Source organism: Pseudomonas sp. Pseusp15 (assembly GCF_059492165.1).
The window spans coordinates 2,699,063-2,724,143 of sequence record NZ_CP168523.1; the positions used below are offsets into that span (position 1 = coordinate 2,699,063).

General features: G+C 60.0%; 28 protein-coding genes. 23 read left to right on the forward strand and 5 right to left on the reverse strand.

What is annotated here, in order from left to right:
* Positions 1-70 precede the first annotated feature (70 nt).
* A complete protein-coding gene (locus ACEN8R_RS11975) occupies positions 71-1,579 on the forward strand; it encodes an MFS transporter (protein WP_495624901.1) in 1,509 nt (502 codons plus the stop codon).
* Between the two features lie 39 nt (positions 1,580-1,618).
* On the opposite strand, the gene ACEN8R_RS11980 is transcribed toward ACEN8R_RS11975, so the two are convergent.
* The 3 genes from ACEN8R_RS11980 to ACEN8R_RS11990 all read right to left on the reverse strand — a co-directional run bounded on the left by ACEN8R_RS11980 (position 1,619) and on the right by ACEN8R_RS11990 (position 5,032).
* Positions 1,619-3,067, reverse strand: a complete 1,449-nt coding sequence (locus tag ACEN8R_RS11980) for an APC family permease (protein ID WP_018927847.1) — start codon at positions 3,065-3,067, stop codon at positions 1,619-1,621.
* Between the two features lie 189 nt (positions 3,068-3,256).
* On the reverse strand, positions 3,257-3,997 hold the full coding sequence (locus ACEN8R_RS11985) for an IclR family transcriptional regulator (RefSeq protein ID WP_018927846.1): 741 nt from the start codon (positions 3,995-3,997) through the stop codon (positions 3,257-3,259).
* Positions 3,998-4,057: 60 nt separating this feature from the next.
* On the reverse strand, positions 4,058-5,032 hold the full coding sequence (locus ACEN8R_RS11990) for a helix-turn-helix domain-containing protein (protein ID WP_026286553.1): 975 nt from the start codon (positions 5,030-5,032) through the stop codon (positions 4,058-4,060).
* 214 nt (positions 5,033-5,246) lie between these two features.
* Here ACEN8R_RS11990 and ACEN8R_RS11995 point away from each other — a divergent pair, with 214 nt between their 5' ends.
* From ACEN8R_RS11995 to ACEN8R_RS12015, 5 genes are all read left to right on the forward strand, one after another.
* Complete coding sequence (locus ACEN8R_RS11995; protein ID WP_018927844.1) at positions 5,247-6,623, forward strand: aspartate aminotransferase family protein; 1,377 nt, start codon at positions 5,247-5,249, stop codon at positions 6,621-6,623.
* A gap of 33 nt (positions 6,624-6,656) precedes the next feature.
* The gene (locus tag ACEN8R_RS12000) at positions 6,657-8,111 is read left to right on the forward strand and encodes an aldehyde dehydrogenase family protein (RefSeq protein ID WP_026286552.1); all 1,455 of its coding nucleotides are present in this window, start codon (positions 6,657-6,659) and stop codon (positions 8,109-8,111) included.
* A gap of 105 nt (positions 8,112-8,216) precedes the next feature.
* Positions 8,217-8,780 (forward strand): cytochrome b, encoded by a 564-nt coding sequence (locus ACEN8R_RS12005; RefSeq protein WP_018927842.1) that lies wholly within the window; start codon positions 8,217-8,219, stop codon positions 8,778-8,780.
* A gap of 154 nt (positions 8,781-8,934) precedes the next feature.
* On the forward strand, positions 8,935-9,318 hold the full coding sequence (gene crcB, locus ACEN8R_RS12010) for a fluoride efflux transporter CrcB (RefSeq protein WP_064617293.1): 384 nt from the start codon (positions 8,935-8,937) through the stop codon (positions 9,316-9,318).
* Positions 9,319-9,328: 10 nt separating this feature from the next.
* Positions 9,329-9,652, forward strand: coding sequence for a DUF190 domain-containing protein (locus tag ACEN8R_RS12015; RefSeq protein ID WP_019578582.1), 324 nt, complete (start codon positions 9,329-9,331; stop codon positions 9,650-9,652).
* Positions 9,653-9,773: 121 nt separating this feature from the next.
* Here the strand turns inward: ACEN8R_RS12015 and ACEN8R_RS12020 are convergent, their stop codons facing one another.
* Positions 9,774-11,111 carry an alginate export family protein gene (locus ACEN8R_RS12020; protein WP_495624902.1) on the reverse strand — a complete coding sequence of 446 codons (1,338 nt, stop codon included), beginning with the start codon at positions 11,109-11,111 and terminating at the stop codon, positions 9,774-9,776.
* Positions 11,112-11,348: 237 nt separating this feature from the next.
* Between ACEN8R_RS12020 and ACEN8R_RS12025 the strand changes: the two genes are divergently transcribed.
* The 15 genes from ACEN8R_RS12025 to antC all read left to right on the forward strand — a co-directional run bounded on the left by ACEN8R_RS12025 (position 11,349) and on the right by antC (position 23,715).
* Positions 11,349-11,741, forward strand: a complete 393-nt coding sequence (locus ACEN8R_RS12025; protein ID WP_019649037.1) for a DUF6152 family protein — start codon at positions 11,349-11,351, stop codon at positions 11,739-11,741.
* Positions 11,742-11,808: 67 nt separating this feature from the next.
* Positions 11,809-12,591: a hypothetical protein gene (locus tag ACEN8R_RS12030; protein WP_019578579.1), complete on the forward strand. Its 783-nt coding sequence runs from the start codon at positions 11,809-11,811 to the stop codon at positions 12,589-12,591.
* A 32-nt stretch (positions 12,592-12,623) separates the two neighbouring features.
* On the forward strand, positions 12,624-14,132 hold the full coding sequence (locus ACEN8R_RS12035; protein ID WP_019649039.1) for an alpha/beta hydrolase domain-containing protein: 1,509 nt from the start codon (positions 12,624-12,626) through the stop codon (positions 14,130-14,132).
* Positions 14,133-14,152: 20 nt separating this feature from the next.
* Positions 14,153-14,641 carry a DUF6644 family protein gene (locus tag ACEN8R_RS12040; protein ID WP_018927835.1) on the forward strand — a complete coding sequence of 163 codons (489 nt, stop codon included), beginning with the start codon at positions 14,153-14,155 and terminating at the stop codon, positions 14,639-14,641.
* 32 nt (positions 14,642-14,673) lie between these two features.
* Entirely contained in the window at positions 14,674-15,162 is a 489-nt protein-coding gene (locus tag ACEN8R_RS12045) for a DUF6644 family protein (RefSeq protein WP_018927834.1), read from the forward strand.
* Between the two features lie 38 nt (positions 15,163-15,200).
* A complete protein-coding gene (locus ACEN8R_RS12050; RefSeq protein ID WP_018927833.1) occupies positions 15,201-15,923 on the forward strand; it encodes a DUF6162 family protein in 723 nt (240 codons plus the stop codon).
* Positions 15,920-16,852: a metal ABC transporter solute-binding protein, Zn/Mn family gene (locus ACEN8R_RS12055; protein ID WP_018927832.1), complete on the forward strand. Its 933-nt coding sequence runs from the start codon at positions 15,920-15,922 to the stop codon at positions 16,850-16,852. Before ACEN8R_RS12050 ends, ACEN8R_RS12055 begins: the two co-directional genes overlap by 4 nt.
* On the forward strand, positions 16,849-17,556 hold the full coding sequence (locus tag ACEN8R_RS12060) for a metal ABC transporter ATP-binding protein (RefSeq protein ID WP_495624903.1): 708 nt from the start codon (positions 16,849-16,851) through the stop codon (positions 17,554-17,556). Before ACEN8R_RS12055 ends, ACEN8R_RS12060 begins: the two co-directional genes overlap by 4 nt.
* On the forward strand, positions 17,553-18,458 hold the full coding sequence (locus ACEN8R_RS12065) for a metal ABC transporter permease (RefSeq protein ID WP_018927830.1): 906 nt from the start codon (positions 17,553-17,555) through the stop codon (positions 18,456-18,458). Before ACEN8R_RS12060 ends, ACEN8R_RS12065 begins: the two co-directional genes overlap by 4 nt.
* A 35-nt stretch (positions 18,459-18,493) precedes the next feature.
* Positions 18,494-19,450: a metal ABC transporter solute-binding protein, Zn/Mn family gene (locus tag ACEN8R_RS12070; protein WP_495624904.1), complete on the forward strand. Its 957-nt coding sequence runs from the start codon at positions 18,494-18,496 to the stop codon at positions 19,448-19,450.
* A gap of 12 nt (positions 19,451-19,462) precedes the next feature.
* Complete coding sequence (locus ACEN8R_RS12075; RefSeq protein ID WP_019578571.1) at positions 19,463-19,804, forward strand: hypothetical protein; 342 nt, start codon at positions 19,463-19,465, stop codon at positions 19,802-19,804.
* Positions 19,805-19,812: 8 nt separating this feature from the next.
* Positions 19,813-20,637: a DUF4198 domain-containing protein gene (locus tag ACEN8R_RS12080; protein WP_019649044.1), complete on the forward strand. Its 825-nt coding sequence runs from the start codon at positions 19,813-19,815 to the stop codon at positions 20,635-20,637.
* Between the two features lie 152 nt (positions 20,638-20,789).
* Positions 20,790-22,175 carry an anthranilate 1,2-dioxygenase large subunit gene (antA, locus tag ACEN8R_RS12085; RefSeq protein ID WP_495624905.1) on the forward strand — a complete coding sequence of 462 codons (1,386 nt, stop codon included), beginning with the start codon at positions 20,790-20,792 and terminating at the stop codon, positions 22,173-22,175.
* 1 nt (position 22,176) lies between these two features.
* Complete coding sequence (gene antB / locus ACEN8R_RS12090) at positions 22,177-22,665, forward strand: anthranilate 1,2-dioxygenase small subunit (RefSeq protein WP_018927825.1); 489 nt, start codon at positions 22,177-22,179, stop codon at positions 22,663-22,665.
* Between the two features lie 18 nt (positions 22,666-22,683).
* On the forward strand, positions 22,684-23,715 hold the full coding sequence (gene antC, locus ACEN8R_RS12095; protein WP_349746803.1) for an anthranilate 1,2-dioxygenase electron transfer component AntC: 1,032 nt from the start codon (positions 22,684-22,686) through the stop codon (positions 23,713-23,715).
* Between the two features lie 71 nt (positions 23,716-23,786).
* On the opposite strand, the gene ACEN8R_RS12100 is transcribed toward antC, so the two are convergent.
* Positions 23,787-23,999 carry a DUF3079 domain-containing protein gene (locus ACEN8R_RS12100; protein ID WP_018927823.1) on the reverse strand — a complete coding sequence of 71 codons (213 nt, stop codon included), beginning with the start codon at positions 23,997-23,999 and terminating at the stop codon, positions 23,787-23,789.
* Between the two features lie 224 nt (positions 24,000-24,223).
* Here ACEN8R_RS12100 and ACEN8R_RS12105 point away from each other — a divergent pair, with 224 nt between their 5' ends.
* A complete protein-coding gene (locus ACEN8R_RS12105) occupies positions 24,224-24,748 on the forward strand; it encodes an iron transporter (RefSeq protein WP_018927822.1) in 525 nt (174 codons plus the stop codon).
* On the forward strand, positions 24,749-25,081 hold the full coding sequence (locus ACEN8R_RS12110; RefSeq protein ID WP_018927821.1) for a cupredoxin domain-containing protein: 333 nt from the start codon (positions 24,749-24,751) through the stop codon (positions 25,079-25,081).

The following is a 25,081-nucleotide window of genomic DNA, read 5'->3' on the forward strand; positions in this document are numbered from 1 at the left end:
ACCTGCCGGTGCTGACGTCTTGACTGAGTGACAGTTGCCGGCTTTCGACCATCGTTCATCGAGCCCCCCCATGATTCCCCCACGTCGTTGGCTGATCCTGGCCATTATTTCCAGCGCATTGCTGCTGATCGTCATTGATATGACAGTGTTGTACACCGCCCTGCCGACACTGACCCGTGAGCTCGATGCCTCGGCCTCGCAAAAGCTCTGGATCATCAACATCTATGCATTGATCGCTGCCGGGCTGCTGTTGGGCATGGGCACACTCGGTGACCGCCTCGGGCACAAACGCCTGTTTATCGGCGGGCTGAGTGTGTTTGGCCTGTTCTCGCTGATCGCGGCCTTCTCGCCATCGGCCAGCGTATTGATCGGTGCCCGCGGCTTTCTGGCTGTCGGCGCGGCGATGATGATGCCGGCTACGCTGGCCATCGTGCGGTTGACGTTCGCCGACCCGCGCGAGCAGGCGATGGCATTCGGCATCTGGGCATCGGTTGCCTCAGGGGGCGCCGCGTTCGGCCCGGTGGTGGGCGGCCTGCTGCTGGAGCACTTCTGGTGGGGCTCGGTATTTCTGATCAACGTGCCTATTGTGCTGGTGGCACTGGTCCTCGGCGCGGTGTTGATCCCGAATCACCCGGGGGATGCCAAAAAGCGATGGGACTGGCTGGGCTCGCTGCAGGTCATGATCGGGTTGATCAGCCTGGCGTATGCCGTCAAGGAACTCGGTAAACGGGCGCCCTCCTTCGACGGCATGCTGGTGGCGGTCGTGCTGGGTGCGCTATTTCTGACACTGTTCATTCGACGCCAACGCCGTGCCGCACAGCCGATGCTCGATCTGGCGCTGTTCACTGCACCGGGCTTCAGAAATGCCGTCATTTCAGCAGTCGTGTCGGCCGCTGCGTTGATCGGCATGGAACTGGTGTTCAGCCAGCGCCTGCAACTGGTACTCGGCATGTCGCCGCTGGAGGCGGCATTGTTCATCCTTCCTCTGCCACTGGGCTCCTTCGTCGCAGGGCCGCTTGCCGGTTACTACCTGCCGCGCCTGGGAAACCGGCGGATGCTGTGCTGGACGTTGCTGCTGTCGTCAGTCGCGATGCTGAGCTATCTCTTGCTGTACAACGCTGCGGTTTACCTGCAAGTCGCCAGCCTTGCCCTATTGGGCTTGACGATTGGCGCTGCACTGACCGTTTCGTCCAGCACCATCATGCTCAGCGTGCCCGCCAATAAAGCCGGCATGGCCGCCTCCATCGAGGAAGTGTCCTTTGAACTGGGCGGTGCTGTGGGTGTGACGCTGGCGGGCAGTCTGTCATCGGCGATTTATGCGTATTCGGCGGGCCTGATGATTCCGGCATGGCTGACCCTGAACCCCGCGACATTCGAGAGTCTCGACGACGCGTTGGTCGTCGCCGAGACGTTGTCACCCGAAGGCCGCGCGATGCTGAGCGCATTCGCCCGTGCGGCGTTCGATGCAGGCTTCGTTGCCGTGCTGGCAGCGTCGGCAGTCCTGCTGTTGATCGCCTCGCTGCTGGTCAAGTTGAGCAGACAGGCGCAGCCGCGCGAGGTCGCAGACCTTCCTTGGTAAGCAACGCGCAGATTTGGTTGAAAAGTTCTGCGTGGGGCCTTAAAGCTTGTGGCTACCCAATGCCTGGTACCGCTGCGGCGACGCCTTGCGAAGTCGAGCCGCCAGGAACACGCCACCCAGCAGGGCCGCGGGAATGATCGCGCAGAGACTGTATGACAAGGCCAGGCTGGCGCCCGTCAGTACATCGAAGTGCACCACCGCGAGTACCAGGACCGCCAATAGGGCAATGCAAGAGAAACCGGGGAAAATCCGCCCGCGCCAGATCCCCACCTTGAGTTCGGGGTGACGCCGGAAAAAGAAGATTACCGCTGCGGACGTGAGCGCCATCAACAAAATCACGCACAGCGTGGCCAAGTTGGACAGCCAGGCAAACAGCTGCAGGATCGGATCGGCATCCATGGCGGCGAAAATCAGTACCACCACCGCCGAAATAAGGCTCTGCAACGCCGACCCCATATGAGGACTCTGGTGCACGCGATGGGTAGTACCCAAGCGGTGCGGCAACAGGCCGTCACGCCCAATCGCGTAGAAGTAACGGGCCGCGGCGTTATGAAACGCCAGCAGGCCGGCATAGATACTGACCATGAACAGCACCCGGATAATCTGAGTCAGCCAGGGGCCGACAAAGTGGTCGGACATGCCGTAGATAAACGTCGTCGGGTCCTGCAAGGACTGCAGCATCGGCACGATTTTGTCCGCACCCACGCCCACCACCATCGACCATACCGACAGTGCGTAGAAACCACCGATCAGCAACACCGAGCAGTAGGTGGCAATCGGGATAGTACGCTGCGGGTTCTTGGCCTCTTCGCCGTAAATAGTCGTCGCCTCGAAGCCGATAAATGCCGCGAAGCAGAACAGCAAGCCGATTGACGGTGTGCCGCTGAACACATGACCGCGATCAAACGCATCAAGGTTGATGCCGCTGTCGCCGCCGGATTTGAGGATGGAAAAATCCAGGATCAGGATCGCCAGGTACTCGGCGATCACCATCACCGACAGCAGCCGCGCCGACAGGTCGATCTTGCGATACCCCAGAATCGCAATGCTCGCCATCGCCATCAGCGAGTAAGACCACCACGGCAGCACCAGTGCGAACATGCTTTCCATGGTGCCACTGACCACCCCGCCGAACATGCCATACAACCCGACCTGAAGAATGTTATAGGCAAACATCGCCAACACCCCGGCCGCGCCGCCTGCCAGGCCACCCAAACCACGTGAGGTGAACGCATAAAAACCGCCGGCATTGGTCAGGTGCCGGGACATGGTGGTGTAACCCACCGAGAACGCGAGCAGCACCAGCAACGCCAGGATCAGCAACGCCGGCGTGCCGGCGCCATTGCCCAGCATGATGCCAATCGGGAAGCCACCGGCGATGACACTTAACGGGCTCGCCGCCGACACCACGAAGAAGATGATGAAACCAACACCCAGGGCACCACGCTTCAACTCCGTCGAACTGTTGATCGGGATAGATACGCTCATGTTCTTGACCTTATTGTATGAGGCAGTCGCTGTAGGATCGGTGCAGCAAGCCGTTCACCGTCACCGATAGAGCTTGTCGCTTTTATCGCACGCTGGATTCGATCCTATGCCTCACCGTGAACGCCCCGGTATCCCAAATCGGTAACCTGTTACGCCATCACCTGAACAGCGCCATCCGCCTGCCTGACCTCACTGCGAAGCGAGACGCGCCGTCAGTTCTGACGCCGCGCCGGTCACCAGGTCGCACAGATAGCCTTGCTGAAACGCACCGAACCGCTCACTGCGCCCCACCAGGGTCATGCTCCCTAGGACGCGCTGCTTTTCGTCGAAGATCGGCGCCGCGACGCCACTGCGTCCTGGGTGCAGCTCGCTTTCGCTGATGCAGTAGCCCTGCTTGCGGATGGCGAGCAGGCTCTTGATGAACGGCTTCCACTCCAGCCCCAGATGCTGCAATTCGGATGGGTTCACGTGCGCGTCGTAAACACGTCGGATTTGGCGCGGTAGCAGATAAGCCAGTACGACCCGGGAGGTCGCGCTGTGGAAAAGATCGATCGACCGCCCCCTGCCGCTACCGACCGGTCCAGCATCGGAGCCACGATGGATCAGCACGTTGACCACGGAGTCGCCATGCCACTCGCTGACCAGCGCGTCCAGGCCGGTGTCGACGACCAGGTTGTCGACCAGATCCCGGCTGCATGCCAACAACGGATCGTAGTTCGTCATCAGATGCTCCAGCGTGACGATTCGCGGGCCGAGCGCGTAACCGCGCGGCAATCGCTTCAAAAAGCCCGCGTCGCCCAGTTCGCGCAGATAACGATAGGCGGTGGCGGACGTGTAGCCGAGCTCCCGGCAAATGATGTCCACATCGATGACCGGTTGTTCCGGGCGAAACAGGTCGAAGACCATGAGCAGACGGCGCAGGCTATTCATCTTTCTCTACATCCTTGTGAAGCCAACGGTCACCCCACACTGCTTTCAGCGGGCGGGTGTTCAGGCATGAGCGCAACCGGTGATGGCAGCGCGGGGGGTATGGGACGGCAACTCTGCGAACAGCTCCTGGTACTCCGCCGCAAAATGGCTGAGGTGAAAGAAGCCCCATTGGGCAGCGGCATCGCCGATCGAGAGATGCGACGCGCGGGTGGACATCAAGGTCCGGCGTACACCGTTGAGCCTCACAGAGCGCAAGTAATTCAGCGGCGTCGTCTCGGCAACCGAGCGAAAGCTGTTCTGCACGGTACGCCGACTGACCTGGAGTCGCTGGCACAACTCGATCACGCTGGGCACGTCGATCATCTCCGCGGTCGCCAGACGGTGGCATTTCTCGACAATGAAGCTGCGCGTGGAGCTTGCGGAGCGTTGTTGCTTGTCGCAAGCCGGGTCGGTCATGAGTTGCAGCAACTCGCCGAGCATCGCCTGTTCCAGCGCCAGCTCCCGCTCCCGATCTCGCGTGCTGTCGAGTTCTTCGTACACCAGGGCCTGGGAGAACATCGCCAGCAATCGGCGACGAGCGTCTGCAAAGCGCGGCGTGGAAACCCTGATCACCGGCTGACGCAGCAACAGGCTGACCTCCTTCGCCGAAGCCGTTTGCGCCAACGCCTGCTCGAACAATTCACGTTCGAAGGTGATGGACAGCAGCTCCATGCCCATCGGCATATGGAACATGAACTCCTCGCCACCGTGAAGAAAGAACAGGCTGCTATCGTCCGCCTCCCGTCCCTGCATCCGAATCGAACCCGGGGTGGTGATCGGCACGGCAAAGCACATCTTGCCTCGGGGAGCCACGCCGTGCTGCACGACACGCTGGTTGATCTGCTCGAGAAAGACGTGGACACCCGCCGTCGACAACTGCATCAGCGAACTCTCAGTCGAGCCTGCCGTTAGCTGACTGTAGTCCTGGTTCCACTCCTGGACGGTGGCCGCATGGACATGGACGTCTCTGAAATGGCTGATAGTCTGATTTTTCATGATGTCGAAAGCCTCTGCCAATATTCTTGTTTTTAGATCGCCTTCCTATGCGATATTCGCACATAGTGAGAATTTTGCACAATTCTTTATGAGATTTTAAATTCACTGGACAGTGCGCTCAGGGCGGTCCACTCATATGCCAATTCGGGCTACCGGCCATACACACACCACGGAGATGATCAGCACACTTAAATCGACATCCAGAGTGAACGTCATGAGTGAAGCCAAACTTGAATCCCTCCATTTCGCGGATGCCCCGCGAATTACCTCCAGCACACTTCCCGGCCCCAAAACCAGCGAGGCCCTGGCGTTGTCGGCGCGTACCGAGTCGATGGCGCGCGGCGGCGGACGCATGCCGGTGGCCATGGACCGCGCCTTCGGCGCGACCTTCAAAGACCCGGATGGCAACACCTACATCGATTTGTCCGCCGGCGTGGGCGTCAGCAGCGTAGGCCGCTGCCATCCGAAGGTGGTGCAGGCGATCCGCGAACAGTCCGAAGTGCTGATGCATGCCCTGGAGGTCAACAGCACCCGGCGCACCGAGCTGGCGGCCAAGCTCTCCGAGATCGCGCCCGACGGCTTGCGTGGCGACTGCATCACCTTCTTCACGCAAAGCGGCAGCGATGCGCTTGAAGCAGCCATCAAGTTCGCCAAACGCATCACCGGGCGGCACCAGATCATCGCCTTTCATGGAGGCTACCACGGCGTGTGGAACGCCTCGGGTTCCCTGACGACAGGTACGGCATACCGCAAGGGTTACGGAGCCCAAATGGGCGGGGTGATTCATGCCCCCTACCCTTACGCCTACCGTTTCCCTTTCGACACCACTCACAAAAGCGCCGAGCAGATCGCAGGCGAATATGTGGACTACCTGTTGAACACCCCCTACACCGCCGCCGATGACGTGGCTGCCGTTATCGTGGAGCCGGTGCAGGGCGAAGGCGGCTACGTGCCTCCTTCACCAGAATTCCTGCAGCTGTTGCGCAAAGCATGCGACCGTAGCGGCACGCTGCTGATCGTCGATGAAGTGCAATCCGGCGCAGGGCGCACCGGCAAGATGTGGGCGGTCGAGCACTCGGGCGTGAAGCCGGACATGCTCACGTTCGGCAAAGGCATCGGCAGCGACCTGCCAATGGCGGGCCTGATCATGCGTTCGGACCTGGCGGCCGCGATTCCTGACGGATCGATGCCCAACACCTTTGCCGCCAACTCGTTGTCCGCGGCGGTGGCGCTGACCAACATCAGCATCCTGCAGGACCCGGAGCTCGATCTGCTCAACCGTGCGCACACCCTGGGGTTGGAGGCGCAGGAACGTATCCGTGGCTTCAACAGCCCGTTCGTCGCTGAAGTCCGCGGCCGCGGCCTGATGATCGGTATCGAACTGGTTGAAGACCCAGCCACCAAGGCTCCCCTGGCGCCCGAAAAAATCGGCCAGCTCATGGGCTACCTGCTGAACCACGGCGTGCTGATGATTCCCTGTGGTCGCTACAGCAACGTGATGCGAGTCATGCCGTCGCTGACGATCTCACGCTCTCTGTTCTTCAAGGCACTGGACATCTTCGGCGACGCCCTGGCTTCCCTTGAGGCATGACCCGACCACTGCACATCACTTATGGACCGCAAAATGACTGAGCACTTGAATCACTTCATCGAAGGCGCGTCCTTCGAAGCCTCCGACGGTCGTCGCATAAACCTCGTCAACCCCGTGACAGAACAGGTGTACGGCAGTTCCGCACAGGGCACGACTGAGGACGTGGACCGCGCAGTGGGGGCCGCACACCGCCAACTTGAGGGTGGCGCCTGGAGCCAGCTCGACGGCGCCCAGCGCGGTCGACTGCTATCTAAACTCGCTGACCTGGTTGAACGCGACAGCGAATTGCTGGCCGATCTGGACGCCAACGCCATCGGTCGCTCACCCATCGAACCGCGCCGGATGGACTTGCCCAACGCGATCGCCAACCTGCGTGCCGCTGCTGGCTGGGCCAACCAGCTGGAAGGGCGCACCATTCCCACCGGTGGCTACTTCGGCACCAAGACTCTTTCGTACACGGTACGCGAGCCCGTGGGTGTGGTCGGCGCCATCGTTCCCTGGAATTCGCCGTTGATGATCACCGTCTGGAAGCTCGCCGCGTTGCTGGCGGCAGGCTGCACCGTGGTCATCAAACCTTCGGAAGAGACGCCGCAGTCTGCCCTGCACCTGGCGGTGCTGGCTCAGGAAGCGGGCTTCCCTGACGGTGTGATCAACGTGGTCACCGGCTACGGCAATGAGGTGGGTCGCGCCTTGTGCGAACACCCGCTCGTTGCCAAGATCAGCTTCACCGGCAGCCCCGAGGCCGGACGCGAAATCCAGCGCACCGCCGGTGTGCTGTTCAAGCGCGTGGCATTGGAACTGGGCGGCAAAAGCCCCCAGATTGTCTTCGACGATGCCTCTTTCGAAGACGCGCTGCGCGGGTGTGCGCTCGGCCTGTTCGCCAACCAGGGCCAGGTCTGTGCGGCCGGCTCGCGCATCCTGGTGCACCGCAGCATCGCAGATCGCTTCGGCGCAGCGCTGGCCGATGCCGCAGAGGCAGTCAACGTGGGCGACCCTCGCCAGCCCGGTGTACAGATGGGACCGGTGGCCAAGAAAGCGCAATTCGATCGCGTTAACCGATACATCCAACTGGGAATAGACCAAGGCGCCTCGCTGCTGGCCGGTGGTGTATCGACGCCTGAACAGGGCTGGTTTGTCCGGCCGACGATCTTCACCAACGCGAACAACGCCATGGCGATCGCCCAAGACGAAATCTTCGGGCCCGTCGGCACGCTGATCACGTTCGACAGCGAAGAGGAAGCTATCGCACTGGCCAATGACTCCTCCTACGGCCTGGCGGCCACGGTCTGGACGACCGACCTGGTGCGAGCGCACCGCGTAGCCGCTGCGGTGAAGGCCGGTGCCGTGGGTATCAACTGCTGGAGTCCGCTGGACGCCAACCTGCCCTGGGGTGGCGTAAAGACCAGCGGTATCGGCCGTGAAGGCGGGTTTGCCGGCGCGGTGGCCTACACCGAGGAGAAAGTCATCACCGTGCTGCTACCTTCCTGAGCACGATCCCTGTCCTGACCGAATAACCCTCCGGCCCCTGTGCCGCGAGGGTTAGCGTTCAAAAGTGCATCCCTGATGCCGTTGATAATCAATGGAGAGACTGCGATGAACCCGATAGATCAACAAACAACCGATCGGTATCCGACGTCCCTGCGAATGTTGCACTGGGTGCGTGCCGCACTCATCGCAGGCCTCCTCTGGGCAGGCTGGCATATGACCGGTCTGAATGACGAAGTGGCGAGCAAGTACGAGCTCTATTACCCGTGGCACAAATCCTTTGGGCTGTTGGTGTTTCTGGTTGTCCTGACCCAGATCGCCCTGCGCTTTCGGACCCCCGTGCTTCCGCAGCCGCTGGAAACGCTGGCAAGTTATGAAAGGTTCCTGTCAAGGCTTACGCAGCGTGTCATGTATGCGCTCGTCGTGATCGTGCCGTTGATGGGTTACTCAATGTCGAGCACTTACACGATGAGCGACGGGGTGTTCTTTTTTGGGGTCAACCTGCCGGAGCTCCTTCCGAAAAATGACAATTGGTTCGTCGTCTTCCAATGGCTGCACAAAGTGCTCGCCTACACCCTGCTCGGACTGATCCTGTTGCATGTCGTAGGCGCCCTCAAACACCGGTTTTACGACCGGGACCCTCGAAACGACGTCCTGCGCCGCATGCTGTGACTTGATGAGGCGTGGGCGCAAGATGTCCACGCCTTCATGGCTCTGACCTGAGGGGGCCCGGTACAGTCACTTGCGTACGGGGTTCTTGAAGTTTTCAGTTCTGTTGTGCTTACCTGCTATCAGTTTGGCCCAGGTCTGACGAGGTGAGCCCGCCATGCTGAAATCACTCGCTGTTATCGCCGTTGGTGCGTCACTTGGTGCCTGGTTGCGCTGGCTCCTGGGCATGAAGCTGAACGCCCTGTTCCCCACGATTCCCCCGGGCACGGTGGTCGCGAACATGGTCGGGGGCTACATCATTGGCCTGGCTATCGCGTTTTTGGCCGCCTCCCCCACCTTGAGTCCTGAGTGGCGCCTGCTGATCATCACGGGTTTCTGCGGTGGGCTTACCACCTTTTCTACGTTTTCCGCCGAAACAGTTGCCCTGATCCAGGAAGGCAGACTGCTCTGGGCGCTCGGCTCAATTTCATTGCACGTCGTAGGCTCGTTGGTGATGACCGCTGCCGGGCTTTTGTCCTATCAAATCATTGGCATGCGATGAGGAGATGAAAATGAAAGGTTTTCTGGTGATTTTCTTCACTCAACAGAACCGCCGTTATCAGGGAAAGATGCTTGGCGAATGGATCGTCGATGTGGCCAAGGAGATGGGGCTGCGTGGTGCGACTCTCTCTACGGCTATCGAGGGTTTTGGACACACCGGTCGACTGCACTCTTCGCATTTTTTTGAACTCGCGGATCAGCCTACGGAGATTCGCATGGCTATCACCGAGGACGAATCCGAAAGGTTGCTCAAGAGGCTGGAGGCTGAGGAAATCTCTGTGTTCTACATAAAGACCCCAATCGAGATGGGCTTCGTCGGCAAAAAAACCACCTAGCCTGGCCCCTCCTCGATCGTCTGTTGCCTGGCGACCTCCCATCGGGAATGCGCCACCGCGGGTGGCGCCCCCGATCAAGATACCGGCAACAAACCTTCGTCGTTACGGCGTGAGCGGCGACTCAGAACGTCATCCACACGATGAACTGGAAGTAAGTGTTCGTTGATGCGCTCCCGCTCTGCAGACCACCGTCCCCGAGCCACTTTTCGGGCTTGTAGAAGCCGACCAGAGGCGAGAGTGTGACGTTATCCGTCACCATCCAATCCAGAAAAAGGTCGACCTCACGTGCAGCGAAGTCCTGCTCATGCGTACGGGAGAGCTGGTGGTAGTTGAAGGCCATTGCGTTAAGGGTCAATTTATCGGTCGGCTTGACTGAGAGGAGCACGTCGTTGATCGCCATGTTCGAGGTCACTGAACCTGCGTAATTGGCGGCGACTTCACCCTGGTATCGCTTGCGAAAACCTCCCTGGAACAGAAAGTCGTAACCTTCGGAATAGCGCGAATATCGATAGCTCACCGTCGGTTGCCATTGGGTGTCGGCAAAGGTGTAGCCCGCTTCGAAGAACATCGCCCGCTGTGAGCCCGAGCGTTTTTCCTGACGTGCGACCTCGAACGCAAAGTCGGCATTCTCGATCCCGGCATTGCCCTGCCCACGAATGCTGTAGACGTTCATACCCTTGCGCTCAAGCCGATCGCCAAAGGCATATCGCTCGTCAACATCCAGGCCGTGCACGTACGTCGAACCGATCGAGCCGACGGGCGTCGTGTAGTCGAGGGTGGCGGCAGCCACTTCGGTCTTCGACTGCCCGGGGTTATCGGATTTGAGCCATATCAGGCTACCGTGCAGGCCCTCCTGACCACCCAGTTTCAAGACTGCCGTATTCCCGAACGCCAACCGCGGGCCAAGGTAAAAGGCGCCACCGCGATTGAACCGGCCATCCCTTACGCCCTCGATAGGGCTGAAGGCCTTCCCGGGGGCGAACCCGTCGTCAGTGATCAGGAAGCCGTCCACCGTAACGAGCTGCCGGCCAAAAGAGAAATCAACGCCGTCCTTGCCCAGCGCAGGAATCAGGTCACCTGACTTCCAGCCCAGGTAGGCGTCTTCCACAGCCGTTCTTCTTTCATCCCCGACGGTGAGTCCTCCCGCGTCCCCATCGCCAAATGACCCCGTGCTGATCCAGCTGAACCCGCCATAGACGGAACCGGCAGTGATCTTGTTTGTCGTGCCGTTGAGACCGTACTTGGCGTAGCCTTCTTGCCAGCGCATCCTGCCAGGCTCCCTCTCAGGGTCGCCAATGTAGTTTTTCTCGCTGCCGAACCAGCCAAACGCCGCCGACAGGTCGGCGTTCAGGACGGTTCCGCCATCGTCTTCGTTGTAGAGCTGGTAGGCGTGTACCTGCGGCTCAAATGTACAGAGTGCGACCAGCGAAAGTAATGGGGCATAACTGAGGGTGCGCATGACGTCTCTCCTGTTTTTATATTTATGAGGCGAGCCATGAGTGTTCCGGCTTGGGTCGCGCAAGCGGTAACCCAAATCAGCACTTTCAAGGGGCTGGCCGCCCATCCCCTCGCGCGATACCTCCCCCGCTGCAAAACATCCTCAGCGCCTCGAATGGTTGCCGTTTTGGGCTACGGCCTCTGAGCGCACTCCCCCTATGCTGGGTCCATAAGAACCATAAGAACCGAGGCACCTGTCATGACCCCTTTGTCACCCTCCCCGCTGTTACGTCAGGGGCTTTGTCTTCTGACCCTCTTCGCCTGCAGTGCCCTGGCACCTGTTGCCAGTGCTCACCATTCGTTCGCGCTTTTCGACCAGACCCAGACCGTCTCGATCAAGGGTGTCGTCGAGCGCTTTGCCTGGAGCAATCCTCACATCACGATTTACCTCGATACACCCGGCCCGCCGGCCCAGCGATTCAAGATCGAAACGGGCAGTGTCAACGCGTTACAGCGCACGGGCTGGACCGCTGAGTCGATCAAGGCCGGCGAGACTGCCGAGGTGTCCTTCAAACCGTTGAAAAACGGTGAGCCAGGAGGGCTGCTCGTGGAGATCAAGATCGGTGACGTCGTACTCACGGGCGGCGGATGAGAAATCCTTCCCTGGCTTCATGACGACCTAACCGACCGGACCAGACCAGCAGCGTGGAGACGTTTCAATGAAACCGACACGAACCTTGAACACGGCAATGATCGTCCTGGGCATCGCCCTCGTGACTGTCGCCGGGATGTGCAACGCCGCTACACCTTCCAAACCTCTAAGCGACAAACACAGCGTCAGCGCACGCCCCGACATCAGCGGCACCTGGGAACGAACCCCGGACGACTGGTTCGGTGAGAACCCCGACAACCCGGTGCACCCAGGCGGACCGATGGACCTGAAGGCGCCCTATGCCGACGAATACGTCGCGCTGAAGAAGAAACAAGCCGCTGCGAACGAGGCCGGAACGCCGTTGGCCACAACAAGTTCCAGATGCCTGCCCGAGGGAATGCCAACGTTGATGGCGGCGCTTTTTCCGATCCAGATCATTCACGACGACAAGCAAGTGATTGTCCTCGGTGAGTATCTCCAGCAGGTCCGCCGGATTCTCTTGAACGAAGCGATGCCTGCAAAAGAGACCCTGGACCCTAAATATCAAGGCCATTCACGCGGCCATTGGGAAGGCGACACGCTCGTCGTGGAAACACAACGGGTGCGAACGGACGTGAGTTTCTACGACGTTCCACACGGCAAGGACATGAAGATCACCGAACGCATCAGGCTGACGGCGCCGGATCACCTGGAGAACCAGGTCGTGATCGAGGACCCGCAGGTGCTCAAGACCCCGTATCGCTTCACGTTCGAGTACAAACGGTCCAACTACGCCATTCAAGAGTATGTCTGCGAGAACAATCAGATCGTGATCGATAAAGAGGGCAAGGCATCCCTCAGTCTCGAGTGAAGTCGCCATTAATCGCCATCGGAGCTGACCAAATGGAAAGACTGACAACCTTCAGCATCCTGCGGCCGACGCTGCAAAGCGCCCTGCTGTTGCTGATCCTCACGTCGAACACATTCGCAGAAGTGCCGCGCATGCCCACGGCCATCGCGGTGCCGCCCTCCGGCAAGCCACCGCTCTCGTCGGCGAAACGCCCGGGCACCGAATACAGCGACCTCGACAAGTACGGCTACATCGAGGAGGAGTTTTACCTGCAAGGCGTTGCCCCGGCCATTACCGCCTCGGGCAAAACCCTGTTGGAGGCGCCTTACACCACACGCATTCTGGTGCGCAAACCGGCTGACCCCGCGCGCTTCAATGGCACGGTCGTGATCGAGCCGTTCAGCTGGTTCGGCGAGCGCGCCGCGGGATGGATCCTGACCCGCGACTATTTGCTGCGTCGCGGCTACGCGTACGTCGGGTACACGCTGAATGTGAACAAGCCACCAGTCGATCCCAAGTTCATCTCGGACACCCCGGCTGCCGAGGCCGAGCAGATCGCTCAGTACGGACGGATCGTGAACTTCGAGTTCATGCGCCGCTTCGACTTTGCACGCTACGCGCCGCTGGGCACCTATTACGACCCGGAACACTTCACCCGCGGTGAAGCTCCCGATCCGTTTGCTCCACAGTCCCAGGGCATCGGGGCGCAACTGGCGTTGCTGCTGAAAACCAATGCAGCGCAAAGCCCGTTGGCCGGTCTCGATGTTCAACGCATCTACGTCAATAGCTGGGCCGTGACCGCGCAAGTCTGGATGGACTACCTCGACCAGGGCCGGCACCAGCAATGGCGTATGCCCGACGCAAGGCCGCTGATCGATGCCTACATGACCGGCCGCATGGCCTACGGAGAAGTGGGCGGCGACGTCATCCGGGTGCCGCGCCATACGCCCGATGGCGTGCCGTTCGTGACCGTCTACAGCCAGTCCGAACTGATGCACGACGTGATCGAAGGCATCAACCTGCCGCCGGACACCGACAGCCCGCAGATTCGCTATTACGAAGTGACCGGCATGCCGCACCTGCGGCTGGCCGACCTCGGTACGGAGCATACCGAAAAGCTCGCTGCCGACATCGGCAAGGGCGACGACCCACGGTGCCGGACGCTGTACGACGAACCGGCGGAGCTGGTCGTCTCGGCGCTCCTGGATCGCATGGACCAATGGGTGCGCCAAGGCAAACCCATGCCGAATGCTCCGCGGGTCGCCCGCGATGGCAAGACCGCCGCGCGCGACCCTGTTACCGGCAACCTGCAAGGGGGCGTACGCCCACCGTGGATCCAGGTGCCCAGTGCGACCTACCTCACGGATCAGGAGACCGGCTGCGGACTGATCTACGACACCAAGGTGCCTTACTCCAAGGACGTGCTTGACCAGCGTTATGGAAGCTTCAGCAACTACGAACAGAAATTCGAAGACGCCAAAGCCCTTTCGATAAAGGAAGGCTACCTACTGCCAGAAGATGCGGCGGGCCTGCGTTCGATCGCAACGCCTCAAGACTTCTAACCCATTGGGAAGAACAGCAAATGTCATCATCACTCATCATTGCCTGGATCTATGCGTCACCTTTGAGCACAGCCATCCGGGACATTCTCTGGATCATACCCACCGTCCAGAGCATTCATATCCTCGCTATCACAGTGCTCTTCGGCTCTGCGGTCATCTCCGATCTTCGGCTGGCGGGTGTGTTCGCCACGGACGAGCCCTTGCGTGGCGTCGTTCGCCGGTACTACCCGTGGATGCGCAATGCGCTCCTCGTCCTGCTCTTCACGGGGTTGATCATGATCATCGCCGAGCCTGATCGCGTACTCGTCAACTCGACCTTCTGGCTGAAGATGGCGCTGGTCGTGAGTGCGTTCACGCTGACCTTGCTTCTGCGGCGCCCCCTTCTGCGCCCTGCCGACGATGCACAACGTGATGGCAAGCCTCCTCTTGTCAAGGCGCTAGCCTGGCTGTCGATCGGCTTGTGGTGCGTCGTCATCATCTGTGGTCGCTGGATCGCCTACGCGATCTAAGCGTTTTCAACGAAAGCTCCCAGGTATTCGCCATGGACATTCAACCAACACTACAAGCCCTCCAGGACACCTCTGTCGCCACCTTCATCCGAGAGTCGGGCTCCGCTTTTCCAACCCTTGAATCGGTGCATGTGATCGGCATCGCCCTTGTGTTCGGGACCATCGCCGTCGTCGATTTGCGTCTGCTCGGCGTTGCCTCCCATCGCCGCAGCGCGCTACGGCTGATAAAAGATTTGCTGCCGTTCACCTGGGTCGCTTTCGTGGCTTGCGTGATCACCGGCCTGCTCATGTTCGCCGCCAATGCCACGACCTATGCCGAGAACACCGCGTTCTTGTGCAAGATGGGCGTGTTACTGCTGGCGGGGCTCAACATGGGGGTATTCCATTTGGGCGTCTTTCGCCGCATTGCCGAATGGGACACAACGCTAACGCCTCCCAGCCAGGCGCGTGTCGCAGGGTTCAGTTCGTTGGCATTGTGGGCGGGCGTGGTGTTCCTCGGCCGCTGGATCGCGTTTCTCTGATGGCTCGTCTATCGCCGCGTCGCGCATCCGGTGCAGATATGCCCAGCGATCACGCAAACAGCGCAATCAAGGTGGTGCGCCCGGTATCCGGCCGATGGGAATCGCTGGCGCTGTTGCTTGCGGCCCTGGCAGTCATCGCCAGCGTGGCAGGCTATATAACGCTGCGCCCCCAGAAAGTCGGCCCACCGATAACCTTGAGCTGGCAGGTGCGTTCCTTCGATGGCCTGGGTGCGGTCGATCAGGCGATTCACAGCGCTCTGCTGCCGGCCGGTGAAGAAATCATCTGGTTCAACAACGATACCGGCGGCTGGATCACGCTGGAGCGTGCGCAGAAAATCTTGCTGCCGCCCTTCTACCGTGACGCCTTCTGGAAGACCAATGGCGAGGTGCAGTGGCAATTGATTCTGCCTGGCACTCACCTGCCGCATGCCGCTTCCGGCGACGTGCACGCCGATGCGCCTGTCACCCCGCCGGACCAGACCGCCAACAAGGTGTCGCAAGCCACCCAGGGCCAGGGCGCTACGGTCTATTACGGCTCGGGCGGCCGCGCGCCGGGCCAGAGCGCCTACCTGCTCGTCATCGGTCACGCGCATGCCGGTGTCATGTGGGCCAACCAGGCGACGATCTGGGTCCACCGCGACCCGAACGCGCCCTACCCTGGCATCGTCAAGCCCGAATCGCTGGTCGGCGATGGCTGGCGCCAGGTCATCCCTTACAACGGTGCCAGCGAAGTCGAACGCGTAAAAGGAACCCAGCCATGACCGTTTCTACGAAACACCGCGCACTGTGGCGCCGATGCATCGCGCTATTGCTGCTGATACCCGCCATCGCACTCGCCAGCCCGGCTCCCTCTTCGGGCAAGAAGCTCAAGATCGGCGTCACACTGCATCCCTACTACAGCTTCGTGGCAAATATCGTTGGAGATCGGGCGGAAGTCGTTGCGCTCATCCCGGCGGAAGCGAATCCGCACAACTACCAGCCGCAGCCCGATGACATCACCCGCGCGATGAATATCGATGTTCTGGTCGTCAACGGCATCGGACACGATGAATGGGCCTTCCAGATCATCAAGGCCGCTGGCCGCGGGGCGACCCTGCCGATCATCCAGGCCAATGCCTCGGTTGCGCTCATTCCAATCGGCGGCGGCCAGGACGGCGTCAAGGTGGTCAATCCGCATACCTTCGTATCCACCACGGCAGCGATACAACAGGTCTTCGAGATCACTCGCCGGTTGGGGGAACTGGACCCGGACAACGCTGCGGCGTATCGACAAAACGCCCTGGCGTATGCCGCGCGTATCCGGGCGCTAAGGGCCGGCTTCATGACCCGTTTCGCCGCGCTGGATTTGTCTTCCTTCCGGTGCGCGACAACGCACGCTGGATACGACTACATGATGCAAGAGTTCGGCCTGTTCGTGAGTGCGGTGATCGAGCCGCGTCACGGCGTCGCGCCGACTGCGCGCCAGTTGGCCAACACCATCGACGCGATCAAGAAGGCCAATGTGCGTGTGCTTTTTGCCGAGAAGAATTTCTCCCTCGACCTGGCCAAGCCTATCGAGGCAGCCACCGGCGTGAAGGTGTTCGCGCTGTCTCACATCACCGGTAATACCTACAGCCCGGACGAATTCGAGGTGGCGATGCGTGAAAACCTCGAGACCTTGGCCGAAGCCGTTGAGTTTACGCAGCGATGAACGCGATGAAAGAGGAACAAGCGATGCGCGGCCCCGCCATAGTGTTCGATGACGTCTCCCTGCAATTGGGAGGTACGCAAGTGCTCGACAAAGTGAGCTTCCGGGTAGAAGCCGGTGCGCTGCACTGCCTGGTAGGCCCGAACGGCGGCGGCAAGACTTCACTGGTGCGTGCGCTGCTGGGCCAGATGCCGCATTCGGGGACGGTCCGGTTCGAAGGCGAGGTCACGACACCCATGGGGTATGTCCCGCAATTGCCGGACTTCGACCGCAACGTGCCGATGACGGTCAACGACATCATGGCCCTTCTCGGTCAACGCAGGCCGGCCTTCCTGGGCTCAAGCCGATCTGCCAAGGCGGCCAATGCCCAAGCACTGGAGCGCACCGGCGTGGCCGGAATGGGCGCAAAACCTTTTGGCAGCCTATCCGGTGGCCAGCGTCAGCGAGTGCTGCTGGCCCAGGCGATCAGCCCGGCGCCCTGGCTACTGATCCTTGACGAACCGACCGCCGGCATCGACGAACCGGGTGTGCGACTGGTGGAGGCGCTGGTGGCCGAGCTGAACGGCCGCGGCGTCACCATCCTCTGGATCAACCATGACCTGGAACAAGTCAGGCGCATCGCGCAATCGGTGACCGTTATCAACCGGCGGGGGCTGTTCCATGGTTCGCCCGACCAGGTCGCCTACCCTCTGGAGGCTACCCAATGAGTGCCCTGTACGAATTGATTCGCAACCAGCTCCAGGCGCTTGCCGCGAGTGGCATCCTGCCGCAACCGTTCGAGTACGAGTTCGTGATCAATGCGCTGCTCTGTGCAGTGCTCATCGGACCGCTACTGGGCGTGCTGGGCTCGATGGTGATGATCAAGCGCATGGCGTTCTTCAGTCAGGCCGTCGGTAATGCGGCGATGACCGGCGTTGCCATTGGCGTGCTGATCGGCGAGTCCTACACCTCCCCCTACTTCTCAATGTTCGGCTTCTGCCTGCTGTTCGCCCTGACGCTGAAGTACACGCAGCACCGCACCACGCTGGCCAATGACACACTGATCGGCGTGTTCTTGTCCATCTCGCTGGCGGTCGGGGCCTCGTTGCTGCTGTTCGTGTCGGCGAAGATCAACACGCACGTAATGGAAAGCGTGCTGTTCGGTTCCATCCTGGCGGTCGACTACACCGACATGAACGTGCTGCTTGTGGTAACGGCGACGTGTGCTCTGCTCGGACTGCCGATGTACAACGGCATGCTGTTGGCCAGCCTCAATCCGAGCCTGGCACATGCTCGCGGCGTGCGCGTGCGAAGCGTCGAGTACCTGTTTGTCGTACTGGTCACCCTGGTGACGGTAGCCTGCCTGAAAATCATCGGCGCAGTACTCGTCGAAGCCCTTCTGCTCATACCGGCCGCGGCAGCACGCAACATCAGCCATTCGCTCCCAGGGCTGGTCGTGCGCGCCATCCTGATCGCGACTTTTTCCTGCGTGGTCGGCATCCTGGCACCCATGCAATTTCACATTCCCGTACCGACAGGCGGCGCAATCGTGATCGTCGCCGCCCTGGTGTTCGTCGTCACCACCGTCATCCGCGCTACCGGGGCCCGGTTCAGAGGTGCCAGCGTATGAAATGGCTTTGCATGTCACGTCGACCCTGGCTAGCGATGCTGGTACTGCTGCTGGGCAATCCGCTTTCTGCCTTCGCGGATACCGGCAGGCAGCAGGTGCTTGTCGCACTGCCGGCGGTGTATGCGCTCACCTCGACGCTCAGCGACGGCACAACCCTCAAGATCGTCCGCCTTCCGGCAGACTCTGCCGTGCCCATGGAAAGCCAGGCCAACGCGCTGTCGCGCCTGGAGCCCGCCGTGTTCCAGCAGGCCACCGCCGTAGTTACCCTGGGCAACCTCTGGCGCGCGGATCCGCTTTACACCACGGCACGTCGCCACAATCTGCGAATCGTCGAGATCGATGCCTCGCACTCATGGGACACCGTCAAGCCCGGAGTGGCCGTGGCCCGCGTGCCATCGAACGACGTTCCCTGGGTAACCGAACGCGACGTCGATGGCGGACTGTCGCCGTACGCCTGGCTCGGCCCCGTCAACGCCATGCGCATGTCGGCGATTATCGCTACCGACCTGGCACGCCTGTCTCCCCCCGATGCGCCTCGGATAGAGCGCAACCTCGCCGCACTCGAAGGCCGATTGCGCCAGCTCAAGGCCAACTACGGTGCCCGGCTGCTGGCAGTGCCGGATCTGCGCGTGCTGTCGCTGGCCAGTGAGTTCACCTACCTGTTCGGCGAGTTCGGGATTTTTGTCGACGGCTGGTTCGTCCGACAGGACATCGACTGGAGCGACGCCGACTGCACCGCACTGACCCGATACCTGCGCGAGCGTGACATCCACGTGGTGGTCCACAAGTGGGCACCGGACGCCAGGATTGCCAAGGCCATCGAGGACGGCGGCGCACGGTTGTTGATACTGGACGCCGGCAACCCGGGAATGCTCGCCGACGCGGCCGACGGGTACGAAGCACTCCTGAGTTCGAACCTGGATTCCTTACTGACGGCCTTCGCGCCACCTGGCCCCAATACGAGCGGCGACCACAAATCGCCGCTCCAATGATCAACCTCGACCGTGGAGATCGAAGACCTTATGAAACCCCTAGGCTCAGCACATCGGATACTGATCGCCGGCGCCCTGGTGTTCTGCCAGGCAGCCTTCGCTCATGGCCCCGTCTTCGACTGCTACATCGAGAGCGATGATCTGGTGAAGTGCGAGGCGGGTTACACCGACGGCAGCTCCGCCGCTGGCAGAAAAGTCCATGTCCAGGACACTAGCAACAAGGTGTTGCTCGAAGGAAACGTCGGCACCGACAACACCTACGCATTCCAACCCCCAGCCGGGAAATACTCCGTTGTGTTCATGGGCGGAGACAACCATCAAGCCACGATTCAATCATCCGACATTTCAAGGTGAAATCGACCATGCCGATCAAACGACGACTGCTCCAGGCACTTGCCGCCGTTACATTAGGTTGCCTGACAGGCGCTGCACAGGCCCATTTCCAGATGCTCTACGTCGAGGAAACGGCGCTGCCGCGTGCGGATAAACTGGAGTTCGCGCTGGTGTTCACGCATCCCTTCTCCGGCGGCCCCACCATGACCATGGATGAACCCCGCGCCTTTAGCCACATCAGCTCGCACGGCGGGGAAAAAATCGATCTGCGCCAATACTTGCGCCCTGTCCAGTGGCAGAGTCGCGATAACCAAACGACTGCCTATCGTGCGTCGATTCCGCGGGAGTTGGTTCGCTCACTGGGTGACCATATCTTCGTACTCGAGCCCGAGCCCTACCTGGAAACCGAGGAAGACGTCTACATCCAACAGTTCACCAAGCTGATCGTGAACGTGGGCGGAGTACCCGGCAACTGGGCAGAACCACAAGGGTTGCCGGTTGAGATCCAGCCACTGAACAAGCCTTATGCAAACTGGACAGGCGGAGTGTTCCGCGCCTTGGTGCTGGCCGATGGCAAGCCCGTTCCGTTCGCCGAAATCGAAATCGAATACATCAACCATTCCGTCGATATCGAGAAAAACGCCTTCGGCCAGCAAGACTATGTAACGGCACCTCAAGCTTCATTCAAATCCCTGAGCTCCTACACGGACGCCCAGGGCATCGTGACCATCGGCCTGCCCCGGGCCGGCTGGTGGGGTATTGCAGCGCTCGACATCGGTACAACGAAAACCCACAAGGGCAAACCCTTGTCGCAAGACGCGGTGCTGTGGGTGCAGGCCAGGGATATGAAATGAAAAGCGCATAAAGCAACCGCGCCTGACAGGCCTCACGAAAAGCGCCCTACCCCCTCAGAAACGGATAGATATCGCCTCGAATCCGGATAGATGCACCGCACAGAAAGGCTTTCAATCAGGTCGTGCCTAAAACTACAAAAAGGGTGTACCTGATGAACAGCTCTAGAAGCATTGCGCAGTGGCAAGATTACATTCAGGGTTGCCTGGATTTTCGGCCGGCCGAAGGTATTTACCGCGTCGCCCGCGACATGTTCACAGAGCCGGAACTGTTCGACCTGGAGATGGAACTGATCTTCGAGAAGAACTGGATCTACGCCTGCCACGAGAGTGAAATCGCCAATCCCAATGATTTCCTGACGATGCGCGCCGGTCGTCAGCCGATGATCATCACCCGCGATGGAAGCAATCAGCTCCACGCGCTGATCAACGCTTGCCAGCACCGGGGCGCGACCCTGACTCGCGTCAGCAAAGGTAACCAATCTACCTTCACCTGTCCGTTCCACGCCTGGTGTTACAAAAGTGATGGCCGCCTGGTCAAGGTCAAGGCTCCGGGGGAATACCCGGAAGGTTTCGACAAAGCAACCCGCGGCCTGAAGAAGGCCCGGATCGAGAGCTACAAGGGCTTCGTCTTTATCAGCCTGGACGTCAATGGCAGCGACTCGCTGGAAGACTACCTCGGCGATGCCAAAGTGTTCTTCGACATGATGGTCGCGCAGTCTCCGACTGGCGAACTGGAAGTACTGCCCGGCAAGTCGACCTATAGCTATGACGGCAACTGGAAACTGCAGCACGAAAACGGCCTGGATGGTTATCACGTCAGCACCGTGCACTACAACTACGTCTCCACGGTGCAGCATCGCCAGCAAGTCAATGCGGCCAAGGGCGGTGGTTCCGACACGCTGGACTACAGCAAGTTGGGCGCCGGCGATGCCGAAACCGACGACGGCTGGTTCTCGTTCAAGAATGGCCACAGCCTCTTGTTCAGCGACATGCCCAACCCGACTGTACGCGCCGGGTATGCCAGCGTCATGCCGCGCCTGGTGAAGGAATACGGCCAGCAACAAGCCGAGTGGATGATGCATCGTCTACGCAATCTCAACATCTACCCAAGCCTGTTCTTCATGGATCAGATCAGCTCGCAGCTGCGTATCGTGCGCCCAGTGGCCTGGAACAAGACCGAGATCACCAGCCAGTGCATCGGCGTCAAGGGTGAGTCCGACGCAGATCGGGAAAACCGGATCCGCCAGTTCGAGGACTTCTTCAACGTTTCAGGCATGGGCACTCCCGACGACCTGGTGGAGTTTCGCGAAGCCCAACGCGGATTCCAGGCCCGCCTCGAGCGCTGGAACGAAGTGTCCCGCGGCAGTGAGAAATGGGTCGAAGGCCCCACCCCGAACAGCGAGGTTCTGGGCATCAACCCGGTACTGACCGGCACCGAGTTCACGCATGAGGGGCTCTACATCAATCAGCACGGATCCTGGCAGCGCTTCCTTCTGCAAGGTCTGGCACAAAAAGCCCTGAACTTGAAGGAGGTGTGAAATGAGCGCACTACAACATTCCGTCGAACAATTCCTCTACCGCAAAGCCGAGCTGTGTGATCAGCAGGATTGGGACGCCTACATCGCCCTGTTTGATGAACAGAGCGAATTCCACCTGCCGCAATGGGAGTCGGAGCATGTGTACACCACCGATCCCAAGCGCGGCATGTCGCTGATTTACTACTCGAACCGCTCCGGTCTGGAAGACCGGGTATTTCGTCTGCGCACAGGCAAGTCGGCGGCTTCAAACCCGATGCCGCGCACCTTGCATCAAATCAGCAATGTGCGAATCAAGGAGATCGATAACGGCTTGCTTGAAGTCAAGGCCGCCTGGGTCACGCTCTACACCCGGCAAGGGCTGTCCGAGCAGTTCTACGGCCATGTGACCTACCACCTCAAAGCGGACGCCGACAGCTGGAAGATCACCCGCAAGCACATCGTGCTGCTCAACGACACGATCAACTCAGTGCTTGATTTCTATCACCTGTGAACTGTGGGGCACGCTGTCATGAACCATAAAGTCGCTTTCAGCTTCGCAGATGGCAAGACCTCGTTCTTCGAGGTCAAGCCCAACGAACTGCTGCTCGACGCCGCGCTACGCAATGGCGTGAACATCCCGCTGGACTGTCGCGAAGGTGTCTGTGGCACTTGCCAGGGTCGCTGCGAATCAGGCCAATTCACTCAAGACTACGTCGATGAAGAGGCTCTTTCCGAGCAGGATCTGGCGCAACGCAAAATGCTCTCTTGCCAGACCCGCGTGCAATCGGATGCGTCGTTCTATTTCGACTTCGATTCGAGCTTGTGCAACGCTGGCGCAACCCGGTTACTGCAAACGGTGATCACCGGTGTAGAACAGGTGTCGGCCACCACGGCGATCCTTCATCTGGACGCTTGCGCCCACCAGCAGCAATTGGACTTTCTTCCGGGGCAATACGCTCGACTGCATGTACCGGGCACCAGTGAGTGGCGCTCCTACTCATTCGCCAACCGCCCCAACCCCACCAACCAATTGCAGTTTCTCATCAGGCTCCTGCCTGATGGCGTGATGAGCAACTTCATCCGTGAGCATTGCCGCCCCGGTCAAACACTCGAGCTCGAGGCCCCATTAGGGAGCTTCTATCTACGTCAGGTGACCAAACCTCTCGTACTGGTGGCAGGAGGAACCGGCCTGTCGGCCTTCCTCGGGATGCTTGATAACATTGCAGAAAAAGGTGGCTGCGGGCACCCGATCCAACTGTTCTATGGCGTCACGCAGGACAATGACCTGTGCGAAACTCAACGCCTGGCTGATTATCGCGACCGCATCGCCGACTTCGACTATCACCTTGTGGTTTCGAAACCCTCCGTGGATTGGCAAGGTAAAACCGGGTGGATTCCTGATCACTTCGACCGTCAGTCGTTCGACGCCAACCCATTCGACATCTACCTGTGCGGTCCTCCGCCCATGGTCGACGCGATTAAAACCTGGTTCAACGATCAGAAGATCGAGCAGTTCCAGATGTATTACGAGAAGTTTATCGATAGCAATTCCAAACATTGAGCAACAGGGAAATATCCGGAGAGGCATCCAGATATTTCCCTGATTTTTTAATCTGCGAGCTTTGGCATGCACTAGACGCCATCATCCGCTGTCTTGTCCGTGACGATGAGGGGCTCGATGCCCCAGTCGCCAGACAAATACCAATCCTCTCCGAACATCTCGGCCGGATGCATCGTACGGTCGGAGCCATTGCCGCATGCCAGGGACTTGGCCGGACAATACCGGTCGCACCCCCAACAGATCCGCTCGGGGTGCTTGGGGTTGACGGGGAAGTTCTTGGCCATTTCGATCTCCGGTCATTGAGAGACGTTCTTGCAACCTACAGCCATTGTGCAAATCCATCCTTGATGGATATCAAGAATCGACATCTAGCGACTGCTCTCCCTATCGCGATCCTGGAGCTAAGCTTCTAACGGTTTAATTGATCAAAACTTGATAACAATCATTATTGTTCGCAGCAAAGCTTCCTAGACTCGGGTTCCTACTCGTCAGTGCTCAGGAAGACATTATGCGTACCCACCTCTCACTCGCCCTGCTCTTGCTCGTACCGCTGGCTCACGCAAAGGAATACCCGATCGGGGAGCCACAGCTGTGTCAGGGGCTGGAAGTCGGGGCGGTGTATCTGCAACCGATCGAAATGGCCCCGGCTGGCATGATGCGCGCTACTGTCGATTCTGATGTTCACCTGGAAGCCGACATTCGGGCCACCGCGGACAATCGACAGGGCTTTCAGGAAGGCAGTTTCGTGCCTTACCTCAATGTCTCGTTCAACTTGAGCAGAGCGGGTAACCCGGACGAAATCAAGGGCGACTTCCATGCCATGGTCGCCAATGACGGCCCGCACTATGGCGACAATGTGAAGCTGCTGGGGCCGGGCAAATATCGGCTGACGTTCACCGTGCTACCACCCACCGGTCACGGCTCCCTCGGGCGTCACACCGATAAGGAAACCGGTGTGGCGCCCTGGTTCGAACGCTGCGAACTGCACTACGAGTTCATCTACGCCGGCATCGGTAAAAAAGGCGGCTATTGAATGAAGCGCCTGCATCTTGCCTGGCTGATCGTGGCCGCAACAGTTGCGCCGTTGACGGCCCATGCCGAGTTGCCGAGCTTTGAGCTGACCCTGCGCGATGGCCACTTCTCCCCTGCCTTGCTTGAGGTCCCGGCCGGACAGCGCTTCAAGATCGTCCTGAAAAATAGCGGTCAGGGGCCGGCCGAGTTCGAGAGCACGCCGTTGCGGGTTGAAAAGGTACTGTCGCCGGGCGTGACAACCTTCGTCGTCATTCACCCGCTCAGGCCCGGCCACTATCCCTTTTTCGATGAGTTCAATCCGCAATTGCCCGAGGGCGGCATCCTCGCGAAATAA

Coding starts and splice junctions, on each gene's coding strand:
- ACEN8R_RS12055 (WP_018927832.1), top strand. CDS start 15,920: ATGACCGTTTCTACGAAACACCGCGCACTGTGGCGCCGATGCATCGCG.
- antA (WP_495624905.1), top strand. CDS start 20,790: ATGAACAGCTCTAGAAGCATTGCGCAGTGGCAAGATTACATTCAGGGT.
- ACEN8R_RS12005 (WP_018927842.1), top strand. CDS start 8,217: ATGAACCCGATAGATCAACAAACAACCGATCGGTATCCGACGTCCCTG.
- ACEN8R_RS12035 (WP_019649039.1), top strand. CDS start 12,624: ATGGAAAGACTGACAACCTTCAGCATCCTGCGGCCGACGCTGCAAAGC.
- ACEN8R_RS12065 (WP_018927830.1), top strand. CDS start 17,553: ATGAGTGCCCTGTACGAATTGATTCGCAACCAGCTCCAGGCGCTTGCC.
- ACEN8R_RS12000 (WP_026286552.1), top strand. CDS start 6,657: ATGACTGAGCACTTGAATCACTTCATCGAAGGCGCGTCCTTCGAAGCC.
- antC (WP_349746803.1), top strand. CDS start 22,684: ATGAACCATAAAGTCGCTTTCAGCTTCGCAGATGGCAAGACCTCGTTC.
- ACEN8R_RS12080 (WP_019649044.1), top strand. CDS start 19,813: ATGCCGATCAAACGACGACTGCTCCAGGCACTTGCCGCCGTTACATTA.
- ACEN8R_RS12105 (WP_018927822.1), top strand. CDS start 24,224: ATGCGTACCCACCTCTCACTCGCCCTGCTCTTGCTCGTACCGCTGGCT.
- ACEN8R_RS12025 (WP_019649037.1), top strand. CDS start 11,349: ATGACCCCTTTGTCACCCTCCCCGCTGTTACGTCAGGGGCTTTGTCTT.
- ACEN8R_RS12045 (WP_018927834.1), top strand. CDS start 14,674: ATGGACATTCAACCAACACTACAAGCCCTCCAGGACACCTCTGTCGCC.
- ACEN8R_RS12100 (WP_018927823.1), bottom strand. CDS start 23,999: ATGGCCAAGAACTTCCCCGTCAACCCCAAGCACCCCGAGCGGATCTGT.
- ACEN8R_RS11995 (WP_018927844.1), top strand. CDS start 5,247: ATGAGTGAAGCCAAACTTGAATCCCTCCATTTCGCGGATGCCCCGCGA.
- ACEN8R_RS11985 (WP_018927846.1), bottom strand. CDS start 3,997: ATGAATAGCCTGCGCCGTCTGCTCATGGTCTTCGACCTGTTTCGCCCG.
- ACEN8R_RS12020 (WP_495624902.1), bottom strand. CDS start 11,111: ATGCGCACCCTCAGTTATGCCCCATTACTTTCGCTGGTCGCACTCTGT.
- ACEN8R_RS12030 (WP_019578579.1), top strand. CDS start 11,809: ATGAAACCGACACGAACCTTGAACACGGCAATGATCGTCCTGGGCATC.
- ACEN8R_RS12050 (WP_018927833.1), top strand. CDS start 15,201: ATGCCCAGCGATCACGCAAACAGCGCAATCAAGGTGGTGCGCCCGGTA.
- ACEN8R_RS11975 (WP_495624901.1), top strand. CDS start 71: ATGATTCCCCCACGTCGTTGGCTGATCCTGGCCATTATTTCCAGCGCA.
- ACEN8R_RS12040 (WP_018927835.1), top strand. CDS start 14,153: ATGTCATCATCACTCATCATTGCCTGGATCTATGCGTCACCTTTGAGC.
- ACEN8R_RS11980 (WP_018927847.1), bottom strand. CDS start 3,067: ATGAGCGTATCTATCCCGATCAACAGTTCGACGGAGTTGAAGCGTGGT.
- antB (WP_018927825.1), top strand. CDS start 22,177: ATGAGCGCACTACAACATTCCGTCGAACAATTCCTCTACCGCAAAGCC.
- ACEN8R_RS12070 (WP_495624904.1), top strand. CDS start 18,494: ATGCTGGTACTGCTGCTGGGCAATCCGCTTTCTGCCTTCGCGGATACC.
- crcB (WP_064617293.1), top strand. CDS start 8,935: ATGCTGAAATCACTCGCTGTTATCGCCGTTGGTGCGTCACTTGGTGCC.
- ACEN8R_RS12015 (WP_019578582.1), top strand. CDS start 9,329: ATGAAAGGTTTTCTGGTGATTTTCTTCACTCAACAGAACCGCCGTTAT.
- ACEN8R_RS12060 (WP_495624903.1), top strand. CDS start 16,849: ATGAACGCGATGAAAGAGGAACAAGCGATGCGCGGCCCCGCCATAGTG.
- ACEN8R_RS11990 (WP_026286553.1), bottom strand. CDS start 5,032: ATGAAAAATCAGACTATCAGCCATTTCAGAGACGTCCATGTCCATGCG.
- ACEN8R_RS12110 (WP_018927821.1), top strand. CDS start 24,749: ATGAAGCGCCTGCATCTTGCCTGGCTGATCGTGGCCGCAACAGTTGCG.